24 protein-coding genes are annotated in these 22,325 nt (G+C 44.7%); 6 read left to right on the top strand and 18 right to left on the bottom strand.

Annotated elements, in window-relative coordinates; genetic code table 11:
* Positions 1 to 53: 53 nt before the first annotated feature.
* Together R7O12_RS17435 and fabR are read right to left on the bottom strand one after the other, a co-directional pair.
* The gene (locus R7O12_RS17435; protein ID WP_005378634.1) at positions 54 to 419 is read right to left on the bottom strand and encodes a YijD family membrane protein; all 366 of its coding nucleotides are present in this window, start codon (positions 417 to 419) and stop codon (positions 54 to 56) included.
* The gene (fabR, locus tag R7O12_RS17430; RefSeq protein WP_005378632.1) at positions 419 to 1,060 is read right to left on the bottom strand and encodes an HTH-type transcriptional repressor FabR; all 642 of its coding nucleotides are present in this window, start codon (positions 1,058 to 1,060) and stop codon (positions 419 to 421) included. The genes R7O12_RS17435 and fabR overlap by 1 nt, the downstream gene beginning before the upstream one ends.
* Before the next feature lie 263 nt (positions 1,061 to 1,323).
* Between fabR and sthA the strand changes: the two genes are divergently transcribed.
* Positions 1,324 to 2,754: a Si-specific NAD(P)(+) transhydrogenase gene (gene sthA / locus R7O12_RS17425; RefSeq protein ID WP_005389689.1), complete on the top strand. Its 1,431-nt coding sequence runs from the start codon at positions 1,324 to 1,326 to the stop codon at positions 2,752 to 2,754.
* Positions 2,755 to 2,811: 57 nt separating this feature from the next.
* Here sthA and dinF read toward each other — a convergent pair whose 3' ends face one another.
* The 3 genes from dinF to lexA form a co-directional block, all read right to left on the bottom strand.
* Complete coding sequence (gene dinF / locus R7O12_RS17420; RefSeq protein ID WP_017821292.1) at positions 2,812 to 4,161, bottom strand: MATE family efflux transporter DinF; 1,350 nt, start codon at positions 4,159 to 4,161, stop codon at positions 2,812 to 2,814.
* A gap of 55 nt (positions 4,162 to 4,216) precedes the next feature.
* Positions 4,217 to 5,011 (bottom strand): class I SAM-dependent methyltransferase, encoded by a 795-nt coding sequence (locus R7O12_RS17415; RefSeq protein ID WP_005378679.1) that lies wholly within the window; start codon positions 5,009 to 5,011, stop codon positions 4,217 to 4,219.
* Between the two features lie 184 nt (positions 5,012 to 5,195).
* Positions 5,196 to 5,816, bottom strand: coding sequence for a transcriptional repressor LexA (lexA, locus tag R7O12_RS17410; RefSeq protein ID WP_005378682.1), 621 nt, complete (start codon positions 5,814 to 5,816; stop codon positions 5,196 to 5,198).
* A gap of 368 nt (positions 5,817 to 6,184) precedes the next feature.
* Here lexA and plsB point away from each other — a divergent pair, with 368 nt between their 5' ends.
* Positions 6,185 to 8,611: a glycerol-3-phosphate 1-O-acyltransferase PlsB gene (gene plsB / locus R7O12_RS17405; protein ID WP_033907264.1), complete on the top strand. Its 2,427-nt coding sequence runs from the start codon at positions 6,185 to 6,187 to the stop codon at positions 8,609 to 8,611.
* 64 nt (positions 8,612 to 8,675) lie between these two features.
* Here the strand turns inward: plsB and ubiA are convergent, their stop codons facing one another.
* Both ubiA and R7O12_RS17395 read right to left on the bottom strand, forming a co-directional pair.
* On the bottom strand, positions 8,676 to 9,530 hold the full coding sequence (gene ubiA / locus R7O12_RS17400; protein ID WP_005378684.1) for a 4-hydroxybenzoate octaprenyltransferase: 855 nt from the start codon (positions 9,528 to 9,530) through the stop codon (positions 8,676 to 8,678).
* On the bottom strand, positions 9,531 to 10,070 hold the full coding sequence (locus R7O12_RS17395) for a chorismate lyase (RefSeq protein ID WP_005378686.1): 540 nt from the start codon (positions 10,068 to 10,070) through the stop codon (positions 9,531 to 9,533).
* Between the two features lie 161 nt (positions 10,071 to 10,231).
* Here R7O12_RS17395 and R7O12_RS17390 point away from each other — a divergent pair, with 161 nt between their 5' ends.
* The gene (locus R7O12_RS17390) at positions 10,232 to 10,642 is read left to right on the top strand and encodes a flagellar basal body-associated protein FliL (RefSeq protein WP_005378687.1); all 411 of its coding nucleotides are present in this window, start codon (positions 10,232 to 10,234) and stop codon (positions 10,640 to 10,642) included.
* Positions 10,643 to 10,705: 63 nt separating this feature from the next.
* Here R7O12_RS17390 and glpG read toward each other — a convergent pair whose 3' ends face one another.
* From glpG to ftsY, 6 genes are all read right to left on the bottom strand, one after another.
* Complete coding sequence (glpG, locus tag R7O12_RS17385) at positions 10,706 to 11,548, bottom strand: rhomboid family intramembrane serine protease GlpG (protein WP_017636076.1); 843 nt, start codon at positions 11,546 to 11,548, stop codon at positions 10,706 to 10,708.
* Positions 11,548 to 11,868, bottom strand: a complete 321-nt coding sequence (gene glpE, locus R7O12_RS17380) for a thiosulfate sulfurtransferase GlpE (protein ID WP_005378691.1) — start codon at positions 11,866 to 11,868, stop codon at positions 11,548 to 11,550. Before glpE ends, glpG begins: the two co-directional genes overlap by 1 nt.
* A 493-nt stretch (positions 11,869 to 12,361) precedes the next feature.
* Positions 12,362 to 13,219, bottom strand: a complete 858-nt coding sequence (gene rpoH / locus R7O12_RS17375) for an RNA polymerase sigma factor RpoH (protein WP_005378693.1) — start codon at positions 13,217 to 13,219, stop codon at positions 12,362 to 12,364.
* A 176-nt stretch (positions 13,220 to 13,395) separates the two neighbouring features.
* Positions 13,396 to 14,364, bottom strand: a complete 969-nt coding sequence (gene ftsX, locus R7O12_RS17370; protein ID WP_005378695.1) for a permease-like cell division protein FtsX — start codon at positions 14,362 to 14,364, stop codon at positions 13,396 to 13,398.
* Positions 14,354 to 15,028 carry a cell division ATP-binding protein FtsE gene (gene ftsE / locus R7O12_RS17365; protein ID WP_005378697.1) on the bottom strand — a complete coding sequence of 225 codons (675 nt, stop codon included), beginning with the start codon at positions 15,026 to 15,028 and terminating at the stop codon, positions 14,354 to 14,356. The genes ftsX and ftsE overlap by 11 nt, the downstream gene beginning before the upstream one ends.
* A 22-nt stretch (positions 15,029 to 15,050) precedes the next feature.
* On the bottom strand, positions 15,051 to 16,295 hold the full coding sequence (gene ftsY / locus R7O12_RS17360) for a signal recognition particle-docking protein FtsY (RefSeq protein WP_047103980.1): 1,245 nt from the start codon (positions 16,293 to 16,295) through the stop codon (positions 15,051 to 15,053).
* 230 nt (positions 16,296 to 16,525) lie between these two features.
* On the opposite strand from ftsY, the gene rsmD reads away from it, so the two are divergent.
* Together rsmD and R7O12_RS17350 are read left to right on the top strand one after the other, a co-directional pair.
* Positions 16,526 to 17,125: a 16S rRNA (guanine(966)-N(2))-methyltransferase RsmD gene (gene rsmD, locus R7O12_RS17355; RefSeq protein WP_005378702.1), complete on the top strand. Its 600-nt coding sequence runs from the start codon at positions 16,526 to 16,528 to the stop codon at positions 17,123 to 17,125.
* Positions 17,126 to 17,150: 25 nt separating this feature from the next.
* The gene (locus R7O12_RS17350) at positions 17,151 to 17,417 is read left to right on the top strand and encodes a DUF1145 domain-containing protein (protein WP_005378704.1); all 267 of its coding nucleotides are present in this window, start codon (positions 17,151 to 17,153) and stop codon (positions 17,415 to 17,417) included.
* Between the two features lie 57 nt (positions 17,418 to 17,474).
* Here R7O12_RS17350 and R7O12_RS17345 read toward each other — a convergent pair whose 3' ends face one another.
* The 4 genes from R7O12_RS17345 to R7O12_RS17330 form a co-directional block, all read right to left on the bottom strand.
* Complete coding sequence (locus R7O12_RS17345) at positions 17,475 to 18,059, bottom strand: YhgN family NAAT transporter (RefSeq protein WP_005389671.1); 585 nt, start codon at positions 18,057 to 18,059, stop codon at positions 17,475 to 17,477.
* A 106-nt stretch (positions 18,060 to 18,165) separates the two neighbouring features.
* A complete protein-coding gene (locus R7O12_RS17340) occupies positions 18,166 to 18,387 on the bottom strand; it encodes a YecH family metal-binding protein (RefSeq protein ID WP_005378711.1) in 222 nt (73 codons plus the stop codon).
* A 69-nt stretch (positions 18,388 to 18,456) separates the two neighbouring features.
* Positions 18,457 to 19,077 (bottom strand): lysoplasmalogenase, encoded by a 621-nt coding sequence (locus R7O12_RS17335; RefSeq protein ID WP_005389670.1) that lies wholly within the window; start codon positions 19,075 to 19,077, stop codon positions 18,457 to 18,459.
* Between the two features lie 1,081 nt (positions 19,078 to 20,158).
* The gene (locus tag R7O12_RS17330) at positions 20,159 to 20,527 is read right to left on the bottom strand and encodes a DUF4145 domain-containing protein (protein ID WP_213906370.1); all 369 of its coding nucleotides are present in this window, start codon (positions 20,525 to 20,527) and stop codon (positions 20,159 to 20,161) included.
* Positions 20,528 to 20,855: 328 nt separating this feature from the next.
* Between R7O12_RS17330 and R7O12_RS17325 the strand changes: the two genes are divergently transcribed.
* On the top strand, positions 20,856 to 21,185 hold the full coding sequence (locus tag R7O12_RS17325; RefSeq protein WP_005378719.1) for a DUF2500 domain-containing protein: 330 nt from the start codon (positions 20,856 to 20,858) through the stop codon (positions 21,183 to 21,185).
* On the opposite strand, the gene R7O12_RS17320 is transcribed toward R7O12_RS17325, so the two are convergent.
* Positions 21,182 to 22,195, bottom strand: coding sequence for an acyltransferase (locus R7O12_RS17320; RefSeq protein ID WP_318126168.1), 1,014 nt, complete (start codon positions 22,193 to 22,195; stop codon positions 21,182 to 21,184). The genes R7O12_RS17325 and R7O12_RS17320 overlap by 4 nt on opposite strands.
* Positions 22,196 to 22,325: the final 130 nt, after the last annotated feature.

The following is a 22,325-nucleotide window of genomic DNA, read 5'->3' as shown; positions in this document are numbered from 1 at the left end:
ATACAAAAAAAGCGAGCTCAATGGCTCGCTTTTTTTAATTTGATTCGTTTTGCTTATTCCGCAGAAGTCTTCTTGCTGACAAAACCTAGCTTCTTACCAATCCATGCGAGTAAAATCATTGAAACCATGATCGCAAAGAAGTTTGAGCCTGCTTCTGGGTATTGCGCTTTAATAAACGCAGAGTGACCAAACGCACCTACGAAGAAACACGCCAAGCCAACTAATGGGATATCTTCTGATACCGGATTATTTAGGTACTCTTGGTAAAGAGCTTGTACAGCCAGTACGAGTGCAATCAATGGGAAGATTGAAAACGATACTTCACTCATGGTCAACCATGACAACAAAGCATCACCACACATACCTGCAACCAGTGCCAAAATCAGCGTTTTCTTTTCAGATTTATTTCCATTCGACATTATTCTATCCCGCCTTTTAATCGGTTACGTTCACGTTCTTTGCGATACCAATAGGCCCCTTTGGCTATCATTCGCAATTGCATGATCAATCGCTCGGCGAGTTCATCGCGCTCACGTCGATCTAAATCTAAAGCTTCAGCCCCCGAACTGAAAACCAAAGTCACAGACGCTTCTGCTTGAGTATACGCCTCTTCTCTGGTCACGCCGGTGCTCATTAAATACTCGGTTAATTCTGCCGCAAAATGCTGGATTTCTCGAGCAACAGCGGTACGAAATTCAGCAGAAGTGCCGGAGCGCTCACGCAACAACAAACGAAAAACGTTCGGACTACTTTCAATGAATTCCATAAAGGTTTCGACCGAGGTACGAATTACGCTACCTTCTTTCACAATACGTTGACGCGCCTGACGCATCAGTTGACGTAGTAGCAAACCGCCTTCATCGACCATGGTTAAGCCTAGCTCATCCATATCTTTGAAGTGGCGGTAAAAAGAAGTCGGTGCAATCCCTGCCTCTCGGGCGACTTCTCGCAAGCTAAGGCTGGAAAAGCTGCGATCCGCACTTAACTGACTAAATGCCGCATCGATCAATGATCGACGTGTCTTCTCTTTTTGCTGTGCGCGGATTCCCATCGATTTCATTCTTAACTTGCTCTTTTTCTGTAGGGTACAAGAGCCTCAATATAACGCAATTTGCTCCTACGGAGAAAGATATGTTGCTTCGCTCGCTCTGAGCGCCGAGAACGTTACTATTGGCATGCATCTAATTGCAATGTTCTCGATGCAATTTATAGACATACAACATACCAAATCACCCTTTTGGTCGATTCTGCGTGATCACTTCCACTCTCTAACAGGCATTACGTGTACCAATAGAGTAAATGAGTTAAAATCGCGCTAAAGCAATGTTAAGCAAATATAACAAGGAAGGCATCATGGCGCATGTTAATCACTATGACGTGATCGTAATCGGTAGTGGCCCTGGCGGAGAAGGGGCTGCAATGGGATTAACCAAAGCGGGACTGAATGTTGCCATTGTCGAGAAAGAAAGCAGTGTCGGCGGCGGTTGTACTCACTGGGGTACCATTCCATCAAAAGCACTGCGTCATGCCGTTAGCCGCATCATCGAATTTAATAGCAACCCGCTATTTTGTCGAAACAACACCAGCGTTCATGCAACATTTTCTGACATTTTAGGTCATGCTAAATCGGTCATTGATAAGCAAACTCGACTTCGTCAGGGCTTTTATGACCGTAACTCATGCACACTTTTGTTCGGAACCGCGCGATTTATCGATAACTACTCAATTGCAGTGATGCAAAGCGACGGTACAGAAGAAATCTATTCTGCGGATAAGTTTGTCATCGCGACGGGTTCTCGCCCGTATCAGCCTAACGACGTAGATTTCTTGCATGAGCGCATCTACGACAGTGATTCCATTTTGAGCCTGAAACACGACCCTCGCCATATCATCATTTACGGTGCGGGCGTTATCGGTTGTGAATACGCTTCTATCTTCCGCGGCCTTGGAGTGAAAACCGACCTTATCAATACCCGCGACCGCTTGTTGGAGTTTTTGGATAACGAAGTGTCAGATGCGCTGTCTTACCACTTCTGGAACAGCGGTGTAGTAATTCGTAATGATGAGACCTATGAAAAAATCGAAGGCACAGAAGATGGCGTGATTATTCACCTACAATCTGGCAAGAAGATGAAGGCAGACTGCTTGTTGTATGCGAATGGTCGAACAGGTAACACCGATAAGTTGAATTTGGGTGCAGTGGGTCTGGAAGCGGACTCTCGCGGACAACTAAAAGTAAACCGTAACTACCAAACCGATATCGAACACATTTACGCTGTAGGCGATGTCATCGGTTACCCTAGCCTTGCAAGCGCCGCTTATGACCAAGGGCGATTTGTCGCACAAGCCATTACGAAAGGTCAGGCAGAAAACTACCTGATTGATGATATTCCAACGGGTATCTACACCATCCCAGAGATTAGCTCTGTGGGTAAAACCGAGCAAGAGCTAACAGCTGCGAAAGTACCGTATGAAGTAGGACGCTCTTCGTTCAAGCATCTAGCTCGTGCACAGATCGCAGGGAAAGACATCGGCAGCTTGAAGATATTGTTCCATCGTGAAACCAAAGAAATTTTAGGGATTCACTGCTTTGGCGAACGTGCTGCGGAAATTATCCACATCGGTCAAGCCATTATGGAGCAAAAAGGCTCAGCGAATACCATCGAGTATTTCGTCAATACCACCTTCAACTATCCAACAATGGCCGAAGCGTATCGTGTCGCTGCGTTGAATGGTTTGAACCGCTTGTTCTAATCTATGCTTCTTGATAGCAGACAGAAAAACAGCAGGCTTGGACCTGCTGTTTTTATATCAACATTGTGTTAGGAAGGTATCCTTGTGCCATTGGTAGAGAAAGATAACCCCTAAACCAATACCCCGCATCAACATAAAGCTCATCATTGCAAACCACAGCGCGTGATTTTCCCACTCGGCGAATAAGTAAAAGACAACGAAGAAACTGCTGGTCGCGACAAACATACTATTGCGCATGTCTTTGCCTTTGGTTGCACCGACAAAAATGCCATCCAATAGAAAGCACCACATCGACGCAAGTGGCATCACCACCAGCCAAGGTAGATACACCGCTGCTTGCTGTTGTACCACCTCAATTGAAGTGATCATGGCGATCAACTGCGATCCCGCCAAACCAAAGAGCGCGGTCAGTCCTAAGCAAATAACCAAACTCCAAAAGAAAGTGCCGACAAGCGATGCACTCAATTGTTGCCTATCTTTGGCACCAATCGCCTTCCCGACCATGGCCTCGATTGCGTAAGCAAAGCCATCCATGCCATACGAGATAATCATCAGGAAGCTCATCAGAACCGCATTTGCAGCGACAACCTCATCACCAAAGCTCGCACCTTGGAACGTCATAAAGCTAAAAGCCGCTTGCAGACACAAAGAGCGCAAGAAAATATCGCGATTCAATTTCACGAAGCGCCCTAACCCATGCTGAGTGTCAGCAAGTAATTGCTTGGGTGACGGCAACTGACGTGCTTGCCATGTCTTCCACACGCAGACCAAACCAAACGCCATGCCTGAGTAATCAGCAATCACGGATGCAAGCGCAGCACCTTCAACTTTCCAACCTAAGCCCATCACAAATAACAAATCGAGAGCGATGTTGGTGACATTGGTGATGATCACCATCCACATTGGTGCTTTGGAATTTTGCGTTCCGAGCAGCCACCCCAACAACACAAAATTCATTAGTGCTGCGGGGGCACTCCACACACGGATAGAGAAATATTGCATGCCGTAGTGTTTTACCTCTGCGCTGGCGTCACTCCAGCCAAAGATCAAATCAGCTATCGGGGTATGGGCAATAAGGAAGACTAACGCAAACAGCAGCGCCATAAGTGAGCCTTGCATAAACACCAAGGCAAGTTGCTTTCGGTCTTCACCCCCATAGGACTGCGCCGCCAACCCAGTAGTCGACATACGCAAAAAACCAAGCAGCCAAAACGTCACGCTGATCATGGTGCTGCCCAACGCAACACCACCCAAATACCAAGCGTGGTCTAGATGACCAATCACCGCAGCATCGACCAAACCGAGCAATGGAACAGTAATATTCGACAGCACCATAGGTATCGCTAAAGCTAAGACTTGGCGATGAACTTTTGGGTTAGATAAAGGAGAGAAGATTGAATTTGTCACAGGCACCTCATCAGTAAGATCGACGAGTGTACCTGAGCGCTTAACGACTAGCCAATTACCACTTGATGTGAACGAGGACTGGCGTGAGGCGATGCTTCAACATTGGAATCTTATTAAGCCAACGCTGCCAAGCTTTCCAACGAGAACAGAATCTATCGAATGGCGAGAAAGCTTTCACCCATTGTGCCCATGGTAACCATTGCAATATCTGTGCTGCAGGCGCTTCAAAGCCATGAGCATAACGATCAGAGCCAAGCTTTTGCCCCCACTTGGTTTCCGTTAAATCTCCTGCCAGCACCATACACAGTTCAGCAGAAACAAAATGTCGACCCAAGGTTTGAATAAATTTCGCGACTTGGCGCTCTGTGCAATCGAGCAGTGCCATTTCACATAAAATGAGTACTGGTGCTTGCTCTGGAATGGCTAACGTCTCTAGCCACGACATTTCATCCACACTGCCACAGCGATGTTCATAGCGTTCATTTTTGTGGAACAAGCGCTGACGCCATACCAAATTTTCCGTCACATCCAACTCTATCCAATGGCAGCGTCCATTATCCAAACGATAAAAGCGGGTATCCAGCCCCGCTCCGACATTGATTATCCAAGCATCGGGATACTGCTGTAAGAAGTGACTAACCTGCTGGTCACAAAGCTGAGTCAGCGTCACGTGCAGCAATTGCTTCTGCGCAATATCACCACTCAAACAGTCCGGCGCCATCTTACAGCTCAAACACGCTTTAGCAGCTATCGGATCGTACACCAAGCCATTGTCGACCATGCTTTCACGGCTACGCAATAACAGTGGCTTTAATAAATGGTTAGGAACTTGATGTTTAGACTGAGACATGGGCATTTCCTGCGCCAGAGAGAAAACATAGACATTAATAAAGATGATAATGAATATCAATTACATTATCAAGCTTATAAATTGGTCAAAAAAAACAAGGTTAAGATGATGAGCAAGCTTTTGGAGGAAGTAGAAAAAGAGAAAAGACAAAACAGCCCAGATCAACTGGGCTGCTTAAATACACTTACATCCAATCGGTATTACGAATAATACCAACGGCTAAACCTTCAATCGTAAGGTGCTGAGACGTTAAGTCCACTTGAATTGGGGCAAACTCTTCATTCTCAGCATGCAGTAATATGGTTGAACCTTTGCGCTCCAAACGCTTCACAGTCACATCATCATCAACACGCGCAACGACAACTTGACCGTCTCTCACGTCTTGGGTTTTATGCACCGCGAGCAAATCGCCATCCATAATCCCGATGTCTTTCATACTCTCGCCATTTACACGAAGTAAGAAATCCGCTTGCGGTTTGAACATCGCAGGATCGACTTGGTAGTGCGCCTCTACGTGCTCTTGAGCCAGAATTGGCTCACCCGCTGCAACTTGACCAATCAATGGCAAACCCTGCTCATCATTGGCTGCGTCTTCAAGCAGGATACGAATCCCACGAGAAGCGCCTGGAATAATTTCAATTGCTTGCTTACGAGCAAGCGCTTTTAGGTGTTCCTCTGCGGCATTCGCAGAGCGGAAGCCAAGCTCACGCGCAATCTCTGCACGAGTTGGTGGCATTCCGGTGTCGTCGATTTTACTTTTAATCAAATCGAAGACTTGTTGTTGGCGTGGCGTTAACGGCTTCATGTCTCACCTGTCTTTTTATACAGTTAACTGTGAGTATATCCAGTAAATGCTCAAATGAAAACCCAATTGGTTGTTTTTTAATTTATTTGTGGGGAGCTTTCAGCTTACCAATTAAGTTCATTCTTTATTCGTTTAAAACACCGACTTTTCAGTTAATCAAGTCAAAGCAATAACTTAGGGGTTCGACTAATTTACAGCCAATAAAATTAAAAGGTTTGACCAGTTTCTGGTATCCTTGCAGCGCTTAAATTTTATCGCCTAGGCTTATTTCTATTGCCGTACTCATCTCTTTTTATAGAGAAGACATGCAAAGCGGAAACTGAAATAAGGTTAGGCCTGTTTGAATACCTATTGAGGCTGTGAACTTTATGTCTTCTGGACAATCATTTTCACGTTCATTACTAAAACTACCTTTATCGGTACTGGTAAAGGGCACCGCAATCCCGTCGAACCCGATTGAAGATCTGAACATCGACCTAACTAAACCGATTGTATATGCCCTGCCGTTCCGCTCGAACGTGGATTTGCTGACACTGCAAAAACAAGCCATGAGCCTTGGTCTACCCGACCCGCTCAGCCCGCTGGAAATCAATGGCAAAACGCTGAACCGTTTCGTCTTTATCGCTGCGCGTCCAACTGTGATGAACAACGATAATGATGTCCCAACCGATTCTGTTTCTCTGTTCACTGACTTACTGGAACTGCACAAGCTGGATAGTGAGTTGGATGTTCAAATGATCCCTGCAACCGTGCTTTGGGGTCGTAAGCCAGGTAAAGAAGAGAACCAAAAGCCTTACCTTCAACCGATGAATGGTCCGCAAAAAGCCAAAGCGGTAATGGCGGCGGGACGCGACTGCTTAGTTCGCTTTAGTCCCGTGGTATCTCTGCGTTATATGGCAGACTCCCACGGTACCGACAGCGCAATTGCGCACAAACTGGCTCGCGTGGCGCGTATCCACTTCTCACGCCAGAAACTGGCTGCTTCAGGCCCAAACCTGCCACAACGCCAAGTGTTGTTTGCTCGTTTACTAAAGTCTCCAGCTATTGAACTGGCGATTGCTGACGAAGCCAAGAGCAAAAACATCTCGATTGATAAGGCACGTAAAGAAGCCCACGACATCATGGATGAAATCGCTGCCGACTTCTCCTATAGTCTGGTGAAAAACGGCGACCGCATCCTGAGTTGGTTATGGACAAAACTATACCAAGGTTTGCACATCAATAACGCCTCGACTGTGCGTCGTTTAGCGCAAGACGGCCACGAAATTGTGTACGTTCCTTGTCACCGTAGTCACATGGACTACCTGCTTTTGTCTTATGTTTTATACCATGAAGGCATGGTGCCTCCGCACATTGCGGCAGGCATTAACTTGAACTTCTTCCCGGCCGGTCCTCTTTTCCGTCGTGGTGGGGCGTTCTTTATTCGTCGTAGTTTTAAAGGCAACAAACTGTACTCAACCATTTTCCGTGAGTATCTAGCTGAGCTGTTTGCCAAAGGCTATTCAGTCGAGTACTTCAGTGAGGGTGGTCGTTCACGTACAGGTCGCTTACTGCAAGCGAAAACGGGTATGCTGGCTATGACCATCCAAGCAATGCTACGTGGTCTAAACCGCCCAGTAACACTAGTGCCGGTCTACATCGGTTACGAGCACGTAATGGAAGTAGGCACTTACGCGAAAGAGCTGCGTGGCAAACGCAAAGAGAAAGAAAACGCAGGGCTTGTACTGCGTACTCTGCGTAAACTGCGTAACTTTGGTTTGGGCTATGTGAACTTCGGTGAGCCAATTCAGCTCAACCAATACTTGAACGAGCATGCTCCTGAGTGGACGAAAGACATCGACAGCATGGGTGGTAACAAACCACAATGGATGAATCCTGTGGTCAACGACCTTGCTAATAAGATGATGACGCACATCAATGATGCGGCGGCAGCAAACGCGTTGACCTTGTGTGCAACCGCACTGCTTGCTTCTCGTCAACGTGCACTTTCTCGTGACTCGCTGATCAATCAGATCGAGTGTTACTTAAAGCTACTCAAAAATAACCCGTACTCAAGCACCTCCACTATCCCTACCGAAAGTGCTGAGGAGTTGGTCGATCATGCAATTTCGCTTGATAAGTTCGTGATTGAAACCGATAGCATGGGTGACATCATTTCGCTGGACCGTAGCCAATCGATCCTGATGACTTACTATCGCAACAACATCATTCACTTGTTCGCTCTGCCGTCATTAATTGCCCAAATGCTCATTCGTCAGCGCAACCTTTCGGTAGCCAAGATTCAAGCGAATGTCGCGCAAATCTACCCATTCTTGAAGAAAGAGCTGTTCTTAAGTTACCAAGAAGACGAGTTAGATGAATTGGTCGTTAAAACACTGCATGAATTTGCCGATCAGAAAATGATTAGTCTTGATGGTGATAAGCTAGAGATCAATCAATCGAACAACCAGCCTTTGGTTCTGTTAGGTCGAACGATAACTGAAACGCTGCAACGCTACTCTATCGCGATGAACTTGCTTGTTGCTTACCCTGAACTCGGTAAATCGGACCTAGAGCAGAAGAGCCAAGATATTGCTCAGCGCCTAGGGCGTTTGCACGGTATTAATGCGCCAGAATTCTTCGATAAAGGTGTGTTTACCGCGATGTTCAATACGCTCAAACAGCAAAAATACCTCGATAACGATGGTAACTGTGACACGAAGAAAACGCAGCAATTTGCACGGCTACTGTTCACTCTGCTTTATCCAGAAGTGAAACTGACGATCGAAGAGAGTATTCACCAACTTCGGTCGTAACCGTTTTACCTTCTTCCAATAAGAAAAAAGGCATCCAATCGGATGCCTTTTTCTATTTCTTCGCTTACCAAAATGCGACCAGTAACCCTATCGCTATCACCATGCCAACATAATTGTTGTTAAGGAAAGCCTTAAAGCACAACTCACGCTCACGGTGACGAATTAAGTGCTGCTGATAAACAAACAACGACGCTGCAATCAAAAGGGTCCAGTAGTAACTTTGTCCCAATTGGTAGAACTGCCCTAACCAAACCAACATCGCGAGTGTAATAAGTTGCAACACACCAATAATAAGCTTGTCATGACGACCAAACAGAATTGCCGTCGATTTAATGCCAATCTTTAGATCATCATCTCGGTCTACCATCGCATATTGAGTGTCGTACGCAATGGTCCACAAAGCGTTAATGAGGAACAAAAACCAAACAATCAATGGTAATTCCCCAGTTTGTGCAGCCCACGCCATTGGAATCGCCCAGCTAAAAGCCAAGCCTAAAAATAGCTGTGGAATATGAGTGTAACGCTTCATAAATGGATAGATGAACGCCAACACAATGCCAGCGAAGGATAGCTGAATCGTCAGCGGGTTCATGGTCAGCACTAACAAAAACGAGCTGATACCCAAAACCAAAAATAATCCAATCGCTTCTTTTGCTGTCACTTTCCCTGATGGCAGTGGACGTTGCTTAGTACGCTTTACATGGCCGTCGACTTTGCGATCTGCAAAATCATTAATCACGCACCCCGCACTACGCATTAGGAAAACACCCAATACAAACACGATGAATACATCCCAACTTGGCATCCCTTGGGCTGAGATAATTAGCGCCCAAATCGTTGGCCACATCAGTAACAGTGAACCAATCGGGCGATCCATGCGCATCAGTTGCCAATATGCTTTGGCTTTTTCTGCAGACATTTACACTGTCTCCTTAGCGTAAACTGGTGAATTAGATAAGAATAACTCGGCGACTAGCATCGGTTTGTGATTCATCCACAACCTTGAGCGTCGTGCTAACAAACGTCCTTCTGGTACGGCTACCCATCCCATTTGCAAAGAGTCCCGCTCAACGTTATCTGCGCTAAACACAGTTAGTCCTAATGGGATATCCCCTTGTTGAGCCAAATCATACTGCTGATCAACTAAGGTTGAACGAGGAATCAATGTCCGCCCAATAACCCAGTTATTATTGTCACCGCACAAAATTACCTCTCTCAGTAAGCAATCTTGTTCGGACAATAACTGGCTTTCGTCCTGTTTTAATGTCGCTGCAGTGACGATCTGATTTTGTAGCAATTCTACCGTTAACGCTTGGCAGTGCTGTTTTAAACGACGTGACAAAGACCCTTGCTCTTCAAGCCAGTGCTTGGCAAATTCATTTGGAAATTCGAATTCTTCGGGGTTTTGCCACTCTACTTCCAATAAAGAAGCAAGATAGAGTGATGTTGGCTGATTCATACTAGTATTCAATTGGAGGCTTTATGCGTACAATAAAGCAACAACTTACCGTCCATAGTAATGTATGTAACCGTAAGTTCCGTTATTTGTTATAGACGGCCCATTGTATCAAGACTGAAGCGATTCGAATATCGCGATCCAGAGAAAGAAAAGTTAGAAATATGTACAAACGTTATATAGCCCAAATTATTTTTGCGTTAACCATACTATTCGCCGCACCAAGTTGGGCTGAAACGGAAGAAGCTGGACCTAAGTTGGCATACTTTACCCTAGAGCCTGACCTCACTACTAACTTTTATACCAAAGGCAAAAAGTTAGGTTATGTGCAAGTGCGCATCGACATCATGGTAATGAGTCAACAAGATTTATCAGTTGTTGAGCATCACCAACCTTTGATTCGCGATGCAGTGATTGAATTACTGGGTAAGCAAACAGAAGATACGATTAAGTCCCTGTCTGGCCGAGAAGATCTGCGCAAAACCCTAGTGACGACCCTCAACGAAACGCTTTTGCCTGAAACAGGTAAAACCATCATTGCCGATTTGTTGTTTACAAAATACCTTTATCAATAAACCCAAATCCGTTTTGAACATAAAAAAAGACCGCTCTTAAGCGGTCTTTTCATTTCATCTGCTTTAGGCTTGCTGTTGGTATTTCATCTTGCCTGAATCAAACAGCGCAATCGCCATCCCCGACAGTAGCCCAACTAAGTGAGCGGTGTTTGCAATCGCCATAAATGGCTGCACAAAACCAAGAACTAACCATACCAACATAAAGACGATAATTGGCTTGGGTAGCGTAAGGCCTAAATGTGGCAAGCGGTAACCCAATATCCACAAATAACCAAGCAGTGCATAGACCACGCCAGACAAGCCGCCGAAGTTAGCCCCTTCAACATAGAACTGGCCAGCCCCTGAAAGCGCTGCCGACACCACAAAGAGTTGCAATAGCTTACCGGAACCGAGACGACGTTCGATGTCGCCACCCAACTGCCACCACCATAGTAAGTTAAACACGATGTGAGTTACTGAAAAGTGCAGTAACGCATGACTTAGCCATCGCCACACTTGCCATTGTTGCCCCTCAAAAGCCGGGAAGTGCAACAACTTAAACACGCCATTGCCAAAGCCAAACATTTGTAACAAGTAGATGATGATACAGACTGTCATGATCAGTAAAGTCATGGGGCCAGCTTTCGCTTTGACCATGCTCATGATACTCGGGCTGGAATAATGAAATGTGCTCTTACGAGTATCGGCAACGTCCCACGAGGCGGCGCTGTATTTTGAATCAGACGGGTTAGCAAGGAACAGCTTAAGTTCGGCTTCCGCTTCTATTTCATGCTGGCTATCAGTCAGCCACAGCGCAAATTGCCCATCCCCTTCTGGCATCATTTCGATGTCAATTTGGCGAGAGGCCATATAATCAATAAAGGCTTGCGCCATACGTGGATTATTTAACGTTACCAATCTCTTCATTAACTTCTCACTATCGGTAGTTCTGCTCGATGCCAGGCTTCAAAGCCACCATCTACACTGTACACCTGTTCAAAGCCTTGGTTAACCAAATATTGCGCCGCACCTTGGCTACTAATACCGTGGTAACACATCACTAGAATAGGTTGTTCGAACTCCACTTCATCCATAAACGCAACGATCGTATCGTTAGTTAAGTGATACGCGGACTCCGCATGTGCAACGGCAAACGATTGAGGGTCACGGATATCTACAAGCTTCGCATCACCCTGCTCGAGCAGCGCTTGCGCACCTTGTACATCGATATGCTTAAACTGATCCATTTACTTTCTCATTGTCTTATTAATATACCCAAGCAACCTCGAACCTAACGTACTAATCAGCACCCGTGGTACAGCATAAAATCCATATTTGAAGCTGCTTGGGTATACTGCCGCTATTGTAACCTATCCAACGGCAAACTTAGACACATGGATAATCAGGCTTTTCAAAAGTGTACACATTCCAACCATTTGTGGATAAAGCTGTGAATTGCGTTGATAAAGTGTATTTGGATCTTTTGATCCACAATATGTAGTGATGATCCTGATCTAACTGTGTGTATATCTATAACTATCCCCAGATGGAAAAGTGCTTGAATCCCTTATTTTGTCCGGGTTTCGAACAGTTGATAAATAATTACTTCACAGAGTTATACACAGGTAGCACATAAAATCCGGATCGCAAACGCTATCGATTTTCGATCGACAATAAAAAAGCCGAGATCACATGATCTCGGCTTTCTATGAAAATCTTACTTTCAATTAGCAGTGGAAATTAAAATTCACCCACAGCCAATTTTAGTTTCTTCATTGCATTTTTTTCTAGCTGGCGAATACGCTCGGCAGAAACACCGAACTCATCAGCTAAGTCTTGCAATGTTGCTTTCTCATCATCTAACCAACGAGAACGCACGATGCGCTGACTACGCTCATCCAAACTCGCTAATGCATGACCCAAGCGATTGTTGGTATGCATTTCCCAGTTGGCGGCTTCAATGTTGTCGGCCACATCAGACGATTTGTCTTCTAGGTATAGCATCGGCGCTGTGTAAGCGTTTGAGCTGTCGTCTTCATCAGTTGGCATATCAAAGGTTGAATCCACCGCCGCTAAGCGTGATTCCATCTCGCGAACTTCAGAAGGCTCAACACCTAACTCGCGCGCAACGGTTTCTACTTCACCGTTGTTAAACCAACCCAAGCGCTTTTTCGACTTACGCAGGTTGAAGAACAATTTACGTTGCGCTTTAGTGGTCGCAATTTTCACGATACGCCAGTTACGTAGCACGTATTCGTGGATCTCTGCTTTGATCCAGTGGACAGCGAAAGAAACCAAGCGAACCCCTACTTCTGGGTTAAAACGCTTAACGGCTTTCATTAGACCGATGTTACCCTCTTGCACAAGATCCGCCATTGGCAAACCGTAGCCAGAGTAACCACGAGCAACGTGAACAACGAATCGTAGGTGCGAAAGAATTAGACCTTTTGCAGCCTCAATCTCACCTTTATAGTGTAATCGTTCTGCCAGCTCACGCTCTTCGTCTGCAGTCAGCATTGGGTAGCTGTTTACTGAGCGAATATAGCTATCAAGGCTATCTTGCGTGACTAGAGCCATCGGATACGCTTCTTTTGTCATTCAATTCCTCATCAATCTCTGATCTGGAGCATTACATTGCAATTTAGCTTCGATATCTTGAACTCAAAATGAACAAGTTTCAAGAAGGGGAAGCAATTATCCATAAACATTTGGTCTAAGCAAGGGTTCAAAATTAGCTAGTGCTAATGAAATCCAAGTAATAAGACCGCCATCACTTAAACTGGTTCAATTTCTTTTAAATGTCGTTGCGCAGAAAAACGCGCCGCAATACATCCCAAAAGACTCCCAATGATGATTAATAACAAAGATTCATCCCAACTTAGACCAATCAGGCGGAACTGGCTATCGTACAACGCAGCAAGGTCTTCCACCGCACTATTCATGACAATGGTCACTAAAGCCGTTACCAACCACGCAATAGTGGCACCTAACACGCCAAACCACATACCTGTGTACAAGTAAGGGCGCAGAATAAAACTGTCCGTCGCACCGATCAGTTTCATGGTTTGAATCTCTTCTTTATTCGCCAGCACATTAAATCGCAATGTATTGCCAACGATTAAAAATACCGCACCGAGCATCAGCACTGTCAGGGTAATGACAATAATACTCGCGAGAGTTTTGATGGCATCAAGACGCGCCAGCCAGTCTTCGTCAAGTCTCACGTCGGTCACATCTTGTTGCTCTCGAACGTCTTTGGCTAATGACTGAATATCACTTTTTAGCTCCGAATCTGGCGTAATCACCAACACACCAGGTAGCGCATAGCCACTTAAAAGGCTGATAGCTTGGTCGAACCCTGCATATTGGCTTAAATCAGATAGACCTTGTTGCGGTGAAATATATTCTACCTCTTTTACCAAAGGCCAAGTTTCAATTTGATCTTTGAGAACCATCACTCGTGCATCCGGCATGCCTTCAACTAAGTAAGCACTAACTTGTGAAGGAGAAGCGACATCTTCCGCTGCCCCCGCAACGTTTTTCCCCAATAGATACAAACAAGCTGGCATGGCAAGTGCCATGGAGATGACCGCTAGAGTCAGAATGTTGCCTAGTGGTCGTTGCCATAAGGCGCTAAAAGAGGATTTAGCTTGTTTTGCGTGGACAGAGAAAAAACCATCGGTATTCGCACGCTTGGCACTGCGGCCTTTCCCCTTCTTTTGGGAGTGCTTGTTACCTGCCATAGTCTTCTACCTCACTTAGGAAGCCTTGGTTCAATTCAAAATGACGATACTGTGGGCGAGTGTTTACTAACCCCACATCGTGCGTGGCAAGTAGGATAGTCACGCCCGCACGGTTAAATTCTTCGAATAGACGCAACACACGGTTGGATAATTCTGGGTCAAGGTTACCCGTAGGCTCATCAGCCACCAGCAACGTTGGTCGATTAACCACAGCACGGGCAATACCGACGCGCTGCTGTTCACCACCAGAAAGTTGACTAGGTAGACAACGAGCTTTATCGAGTAAGCCCGTTTTATCTAACGCCGCAGAAACACGGCGTTTGATTTCGTTTTCAGAAATCGATTCGATACGCATTGGTAGAGCGACATTGTCGTACACACTGCGATCCATCAATAGGCGATGATCTTGAAAAACAATCCCAATATTGCGGCGCAAAAAAGGGATGTCTTTGCCTGGAATACGCGTGATGTCGTGGCCATTAAAATGGATTTTGCCATCGGTTGGTCGCTCTATCGCGCAGATCAATTTCAGCAAGGTACTTTTACCAGCCCCGGAATGTCCGCCTAAAAACGCCATTTCACCGCGCCTCAGGTGAAAATCGACTTTTTGCAGTGCTTGTCGACCACCTCGGTAAGCTTTGCTTACTTGCTGAAATTTGATCACCGTTGATTTCCTCTAACTCTTTTTATTCTTCACGACTAAACAGTGCGTCAATAAACTCTTGAGTTTCAAATGGACGCAAGTCTTCGATACCTTCACCCACACCAATGTAACGAATTGGAATACCGAACTGATCAGCAATAGCGAAAATTACGCCGCCCTTGGCTGTACCATCCAGCTTAGTCAAAGTAATCCCGGTTAGAGGGGCAACATCACTGAAAAGTTTCGCTTGGCTAATGGCATTTTGTCCTGTACCTGCATCAAGCGTTAGCATGATCTCATGTGGTGCAGAGTCATCAATTTTCTTCATCACACGTACAATCTTACGCAGCTCTTCCATTAGGTTCGCTTTGTTCTGTAGACGACCTGCTGTATCAGCAATCACCACATCCACACCACGTGCTTTTGCCGCTTCAATCGCATCATAGATAACAGAGGCACTGTCTGCTCCAGTATGTTGAGCAATCACAGGAACATTATTACGTTCACCCCACACTTGTAGCTGCTCAACCGCTGCGGCACGGAAAGTATCGCCCGCTGCAAGCATCACTTTTTTGCCTTGAGTTTGGAACTGCTTCGCTAACTTACCGATGGTCGTGGTTTTACCCACGCCATTTACACCCACCATCAAGATGACGTAAGGCGTTTTGTTGCTATCGATTTCTAGTGGCTGTTCAACTTTAGAAAGAATCTCAGCCATTTCTTCTTTCAACAAACCATAAAGGGCTTCGCCGTCTTTCAGATCGCCACGTGTGGCTTTTTCTGTCAGGTTGTTGATGATTTTTGTTGTGGTATTCATGCCCACATCAGCAATAAGCAGTTGCTCTTCTAGCTCTTCAAATAAGTCTTCATCGATTTTCTTACCGCTGAACAGACCGAAGAAGCCAGCACCAATATTTGCTTTTGTTCGGCTTAGGCTGCGTTTAAGACGAGCAAAAAAGCTTTCTGTTGGCTTTTCTTGTTCTTGAACACGAGGCGCGGCCGATACGACTTCTGGCTCCTCTGCTTCTGCTTCTGCTTCTGCTTCTGCTTCTGCTTCTGCTTCTGCTTCTGCTTCTGCTTCTGCTGGGGCAGCCTCTGATTGTTTCGCTTCTTCTTCAAGTTCTGGCGTTGCTTCCGCTTGCTCAGCAACCGCTTCGGTTTGCTGCTCTTCAGAAGGCGCTTCCACTGCTTCTTCTTTTACTGTTTCTTCAGTTTTTGGTTTTGGGCTTTGTTCTTCGTCACCAAAACCTAGCCACGAAAGTAATCCGCGCTTCTTTTTTTCCGTCATCTGGGGCTATCCTAGATTGTTCTTTTATCTATTAATGACTCTTTTTTGACAAGATTATTATCTGTCTAAAAAAGGCTAATGACAAAGTTCTGAAAACTTTCCGATTAGGTAATTCTAATCTTATTAGTGTTACACTCTGTCATCTTGAATATTCTGGGCTGTATCCAATCTCCAAGCTCATTGCTTGGGCGATTAGATATAGTATCACTTTATTAGCGGTCAAAAAATCTATGGTAAGACGTCGCCAGCAAAACTCATCACAAAAAAAGCCAACAACGGGCTTTGTTCGCATTATTAGTGGCTTATGGAGAGGCAGAAAACTTCCTGTACACGATGCTGAAGGCTTACGCCCCACGACAGATCGCGTCAAAGAAACGCTGTTTAACTGGTTAGCTCAAGATGTACCACAGGCAAAATGTCTCGACTTGTTTGCTGGCTCTGGCGGCTTGGGATTTGAGTCAGCTTCGCGCCAAGCAGAGCAAGTGACCATGGTTGAGCTAAACCCACAAGCTTTCCAACAGTTACAAAAGAATGTTGCCTCTCTTAACGCGAACAACATCCAAGTGGTAAATACCGACGCACTGAGTTTTTTGAAGCAACCGGGTTCTGCTCACCATGTGGTGTTTATTGACCCACCGTTTCGCAAAGGTCTATTGGATGAGACCGTGGCTCTGCTAGAACAAAATGGCTGGCTCGCGGAAGATGCGATGATTTATATTGAAACAGAAAAAGAACTCAATATTGCCGACTTACCAGAAAACTGGCAATTACATCGAGAAAAAACAGCAGGCCAAGTGAGCTATCGTCTGTACGAACGTACCTCCGCATAACGCCTCGATTTAAAAGGATACTTAAATGAAAGCACTAATTATGCTGGCCAAAGCGGCTATCGCCTTTGTTTGGTTAGTATTAATCCTAAATATTTTTATGCCCTTTCCCGGCAATGCCGCGATTGCGCTATACATCATGACCGCTTTTTTGTTCATCATGCACGGTTTACAAATGGCCATCTTCATTGGTGCATTTGGCGACAAAATAAAAATGAGCAGTTGGGAAAAATATTCAATCCTGATTTTTGGTATTTTTGCCCTACTCGATATTCGTCGTAAACACATGATGTAATCGCTCAGATACGAAAAAGCCGCTCTTGTGAGCGGCTTTTTTTCTGCGTTTCGTTCGTCACCCAATGTAACTTTTTACACCATCCAAGAACATTTGAGTGGAGATCATCACCAGTAACAAGCCCATTAAGCGTTCTACCGCCTTCAAGCCACGTTCACCCAACAAGCGATTAAAGAAGCCATAAAACATCAGTATAAAAAATGTTGCGCCCCACGCAATTACGACTGATGCTGACATTTCCAACATTTTCTCTGGATGTTGCGAAGACAGTAAAAGCAAGGCTGCAATCACTGAAGGGCCCGCGATCATAGGAATGGCCATCGGAACAATAAAGGGCTCCTCGCCTGCTGCCAGTCCAGTGATGCTGCCAGCACTCGGGAAAATCATCTTAATCGCAATAATGAAGAGAATAATGCCACCTGAAATGCTGAGCGTTTCTGGCTGGACATGCAAAAAACTTAAGATGCTTTGTCCTGCAAACAGAAACAACATCAAAATCAGTAAGGCAAACAGTAGTTCACGAATCAATACCTTACGACGACGCTTGGGATCGATATGTTTGAGAATAGACAACACAATCGGCAAGTTACCGAGAGGGTCCATGATTAGAAACAGCATGGTCGCTGCAGAAAGAATGTCCATATTCTGGCCTCACCTAAAAAATGGCGGCCAGTGTATAGCAAACTGACAACATGAGTATATGACTGAGGGTGAAAACACCATAGTCACCCTCGATCTTAGCCGCCGTTTAGTGATTGCAAACTCGCGCCATATTGACCACAAACTTACCTTCAAGCTCACGAATTTTGTCGCGCTTGAGCAAAAATGCTAGTAATGCATCTAAGTCTAGATCATTCAGTTTACAGGTGTGAAAGCGAACGCTAGCACCAAAGTGCTGTGTGAGGGCTTCGCGATCCATTGGTGTTTCTCTAAGTAGGTTTAGCAGCTCGTGAGCATGGATTTCACTCATTATTGACTCCAGTTATTAAGAACAATGCGTTCAGTTTACTGAAATCCTCAAGAGCTGCTTTGACTTAAATTAGTAAATGATTGAGGCAACAATGAGGGCATGAGCAAAAAAGTAACTGCCACTCACCCACAAATAGGCGTGTTTCATCGGTTTTCGATAACCGTGTATCGCGTATGCCAGCGCCGAATAGATGAGAACTAAGGTTCCGCTAAAGCCGATAGCATTGGCGTAACTCGGCACTTGTAACCAAACTTCACCGGCTGCCCAAGCAAGTTGAACCAGCATCATCCCCATGATCACAACAGGGAATACCAGAGAGTCGAGTTGAGGTAGCAACAAAAAGAACGCCACGATACTCGCTGCAAGCAGCAGGGCCAACAGCCACCAGACAATCTCACCATTAAGCTGCACCCAAAATGACTTGCTGTAGCATACCTGGGCAACCAGATAAGCCGTAAAATAGATTAGCTTACGAGTTTTAAACGAGTGCAGCGTATCTGCCACCATAGACACAATAAGCCCACCCGCAATCCAGTAGGTATATGTTGCGGATGCACCTTGAGTTAACACCAACACAAGAAGAAGTAGCAGAGTAAAGATTTTAAACACGAGGGATTGTGTCGGGTTAGCTTGCTTTGCTCCCAACACGGAATACACACCTGATAGCCCTATCGCCAGCCAACTCCACATGCAGTATACACCTTTTACTTAAACTCGCCGCTAGTCTAGGTAGACCAGTTTTGATGTAAAGACACAATCTACGAAAGTTGGATCTCGCTAGCGATTCGAAACATTTTGTAACCCTCAGCCTACGTAATAATAAAGCCGATGAGCCTGAATGATGCCACTAAACATTGGGGCCAAGCTTTGCTCATCAGCCGAACCCATCAAATCACACGACACAATAACCAACGCTTTCTAAAACTATTTAACTGAAAAACAGATAAGTGCTCCAGGTAAGCCGCCATTTCACAAACTGACGATTAAACCACCAGGATGTATGTAATGCAGGCAACAAGAATAAATAACAGACACAAAATAGAAAATAGTCTTAGTAGCGCTCTAAGAGAGGAGAAACCACTGATGACTAGGGGTAAAAACTAAGAAAACCGACCTTAATTCAGTAAAAAAAACATCAGACAAGAAAAGTAAGTCAATGATAAATAAAACCATAATTTCAATAACAGATAAAAGTGCGGACTTCATAAACCATAAAATCACTAAACACTTTTGAAGCCCATATTTTCTCATAAGGTAAGAAAATCTCACTCCATGCTTTCGATTTGACGATGCAACCTCATAGCACATTTTTTAATTTTCTCAATTTTTGAGAAATACAGACAAAATAAACACCCAACATACCATTCGAAACAAAAAACAATTACAAAGCCAACATCACAAACCATTTAACATTATAAAATCATATACTTAAAACAAAAAAGGATAGAAATAAAACAATGTGAACACTTTAAATACAGCACAAAAAACATAGTTTCATTAGTCAGAATCACGTAAAACCAGACAAGTTAAGTGTGATTTTTGAAAAGATTAACGAGCATATGTTGATCAAACCCCAAAAACAGTGCTATATTAAATTCATCGAGTTCATCAAAGATTAAGGGGTAGTGTTATGATTTCATCTTCTCAAAAACAAGGGCTGGTTATGATTGCAGTGGTTGTGGGTTTAATGACACTGCCAATGATGTACTAACCCAATGATTTAAAATAAAAAAGGACGCAAATGCGTCCTTTTTTATTTATCTGTATAGCTCTACTGAATGTGCTTAGACAAAATATCCCAGTGCATATAGTAGAAACCAAGAGCGGCCAGCGTAATCAACGTCATTAGCAAAATTGCTGTACGCCAAATAAAGCGAGAGCTTCTTGGTGTCAGCTCTTTTTCACAAGCATCACATGCCGCCATAAAGCCTTTACGATCATCCAGCTTGTAATCGTCTTCGTGCACCACTTTGTTACGCACGGTTGCGATGAATCGAAGCTTTGCTATCACGTCATGCGGTAAACGTTCTTCACAACTATTAATAAGTTGGTGCAACCCTTTCCCTTCTGCATGGTACTGAGTACGCAAAAGTTTTTCGATCGTTCGGGTACGCATGACTACTTTTTCAATCTCTGACATCGTAACCCTCCTTACCAGACCCTTCCTATGTTCATTATTTTTATTCTTCTATAAATTTAGAGCTTTTTCGAGCCGTTAAGTGCAATTTTACTTTCAATTTGTGCCCTTGAGCTCATATAGCCAGACAAGTGAAAGCTGCTTAGTTCAGCTTTAGTGACGTAGCTTACAGATGAAGCAACAATTTCATCGCGTCCCCATTGAGATAAACCGTGAAGTGCGCCGAATAAAATTCATGTCCCTTTCATTAGATTATGAATAAGTTACCTCAACTCATCGTTTCGTCAGCGAGTTCTGTAGAATGGGACCCGATAAAACATTGGAGGTTAATATGCCAATCTCACTTATTTTCGCCCTATTCGCCCTTATTGCCTTGGGCGCGTGGGTGTTTTTCCGTTTTTATAGTAAGCACTATGTGGGCGAAGACGCTCCAGAGCAAAGCGCGCAGGTAACGGTTTTAGATAAACAAGCGATAGACATACCAAACGCACCACCAGGTCAAGACGATCAAGAGTATTGGATTTACGTTCAACGTGGTTCTATCGGTCCAAAGCGTGAATTCCAAATTGGAGTGCATTACTACCATGCACTCAACCCTGGAGATAAGGGAACACTGACCTATCGCGGCAACAAGTTCCTTCACTTCGCTATCAAACGTTAAGGCAGTAACCAACGAGTCTTGGCAGAACGAGAAAAGAGATAGCTCATCGCCAAGGCTCCAGCTCCACTTAGAACGATCCAGACTGGAATCACCCACGCAGGATGTCCTGTGTACCAACCGAACTCTTTCATCGGCCATAAGAAAATAGGGTGAAGTAAGTAAATCCCTAAGCTGTGCTGACTGATCACACTAACCACTTTTTGTACTTTTGGTGATAAGCCTTCACCAAAGTAACGCCCGATCATAAAAATCATCGAAGCCGCTAGAATCACATTCAGTGTTTTATAAGAGAGCCAGCGCCCAACCGTATACTTCTCCGCCTCTAAGCTATTTGTCACAACCATCGTAAAGGTCACTGCCAACGCCACGAGTCCTAGCCCAACAAATAAGGTCACCATAGAGCGATTCAAAGGTACCTTTTGAAATAAAACATACCCCAGTGGAAGGTAACCCATATAAAGCCACATCTGATTACTCCACGGGCCATCAATCTTGAACAAGAACAGTGTGCTGGTGAAAAGCCAAAATGCGAGATAGGTATACAAGACGTTATCATCCACGTTGCGTACCATCCATTGAAACAGCGGAATCACAAAATACAGTGGTATAAAGTAATAGAAAAAGCCGAGATGGTAATACGTTGCGTGGAATGGGCTATTGCTTAATACCTCTTTTACGGTTTCAAAATCAAAGCCTTGAGAAGTCCAACCTGAAAGGTATGCATAAAACATCGACCAAATAAGAAATGGAACTAAAACTTTGCCCAAACGCCTTTTGATATAATACTTACCGTCAAATGGTCGAGTGTCACTGAACATTAGCGCTCCGGTGATCAAAATAAAAACTGGCACTGCCCAGCGGGTTACGCTATTCACGCCTACCGCTGTCAGCCATTGGTCAAATGGAATCACTCCTAACTCATTTCGATACGGTGCCAAGACGTGAATGGCGATCACTGCTACCGCTGCGAAGCAGCGCAATAAATCAAAAAACAGAACCCTTTCTCTCATACCTTTCCCTACTTTGAGTCGCTTATCGTTTATAGCATAGGGTAAATCTCAACCAGTGAAATGGTTAACAATCTGTTTTTGCTTATTTCTAACTCAACAATGACCTACAACGGGGATTTCATCACCACTC

The sequence above is a fragment of the Vibrio sp. Vb1574 genome (assembly GCF_033338675.1).
The sequence above is the reverse complement of the archived record's forward strand: the minus strand, read 5'-3'. Positions and strand labels throughout refer to the sequence as shown.

Coding starts and splice junctions, on each gene's coding strand:
- R7O12_RS17320 (WP_318126168.1), bottom strand. CDS start 22,195: ATGAGAGAAAGGGTTCTGTTTTTTGATTTATTGCGCTGCTTCGCAGCG.
- R7O12_RS17345 (WP_005389671.1), bottom strand. CDS start 18,059: ATGGACATTCTTTCTGCAGCGACCATGCTGTTTCTAATCATGGACCCT.
- R7O12_RS17350 (WP_005378704.1), top strand. CDS start 17,151: ATGAAAGCACTAATTATGCTGGCCAAAGCGGCTATCGCCTTTGTTTGG.
- R7O12_RS17435 (WP_005378634.1), bottom strand. CDS start 419: ATGTCGAATGGAAATAAATCTGAAAAGAAAACGCTGATTTTGGCACTG.
- plsB (WP_033907264.1), top strand. CDS start 6,185: ATGTCTTCTGGACAATCATTTTCACGTTCATTACTAAAACTACCTTTA.
- fabR (WP_005378632.1), bottom strand. CDS start 1,060: ATGAAATCGATGGGAATCCGCGCACAGCAAAAAGAGAAGACACGTCGA.
- ftsX (WP_005378695.1), bottom strand. CDS start 14,364: ATGGCAGGTAACAAGCACTCCCAAAAGAAGGGGAAAGGCCGCAGTGCC.
- lexA (WP_005378682.1), bottom strand. CDS start 5,816: ATGAAGCCGTTAACGCCACGCCAACAACAAGTCTTCGATTTGATTAAA.
- R7O12_RS17395 (WP_005378686.1), bottom strand. CDS start 10,070: ATGAATCAGCCAACATCACTCTATCTTGCTTCTTTATTGGAAGTAGAG.
- rsmD (WP_005378702.1), top strand. CDS start 16,526: ATGGTAAGACGTCGCCAGCAAAACTCATCACAAAAAAAGCCAACAACG.
- R7O12_RS17390 (WP_005378687.1), top strand. CDS start 10,232: ATGTACAAACGTTATATAGCCCAAATTATTTTTGCGTTAACCATACTA.
- sthA (WP_005389689.1), top strand. CDS start 1,324: ATGTTAAGCAAATATAACAAGGAAGGCATCATGGCGCATGTTAATCAC.
- R7O12_RS17325 (WP_005378719.1), top strand. CDS start 20,856: ATGCCAATCTCACTTATTTTCGCCCTATTCGCCCTTATTGCCTTGGGC.
- glpE (WP_005378691.1), bottom strand. CDS start 11,868: ATGGATCAGTTTAAGCATATCGATGTACAAGGTGCGCAAGCGCTGCTC.
- R7O12_RS17415 (WP_005378679.1), bottom strand. CDS start 5,011: ATGTCTCAGTCTAAACATCAAGTTCCTAACCATTTATTAAAGCCACTG.
- ftsY (WP_047103980.1), bottom strand. CDS start 16,295: ATGACGGAAAAAAAGAAGCGCGGATTACTTTCGTGGCTAGGTTTTGGT.
- R7O12_RS17340 (WP_005378711.1), bottom strand. CDS start 18,387: ATGAGTGAAATCCATGCTCACGAGCTGCTAAACCTACTTAGAGAAACA.
- R7O12_RS17330 (WP_213906370.1), bottom strand. CDS start 20,527: ATGTCAGAGATTGAAAAAGTAGTCATGCGTACCCGAACGATCGAAAAA.
- rpoH (WP_005378693.1), bottom strand. CDS start 13,219: ATGACAAAAGAAGCGTATCCGATGGCTCTAGTCACGCAAGATAGCCTT.
- glpG (WP_017636076.1), bottom strand. CDS start 11,548: ATGAAGAGATTGGTAACGTTAAATAATCCACGTATGGCGCAAGCCTTT.
- R7O12_RS17335 (WP_005389670.1), bottom strand. CDS start 19,077: ATGTGGAGTTGGCTGGCGATAGGGCTATCAGGTGTGTATTCCGTGTTG.
- ubiA (WP_005378684.1), bottom strand. CDS start 9,530: ATGTCTGCAGAAAAAGCCAAAGCATATTGGCAACTGATGCGCATGGAT.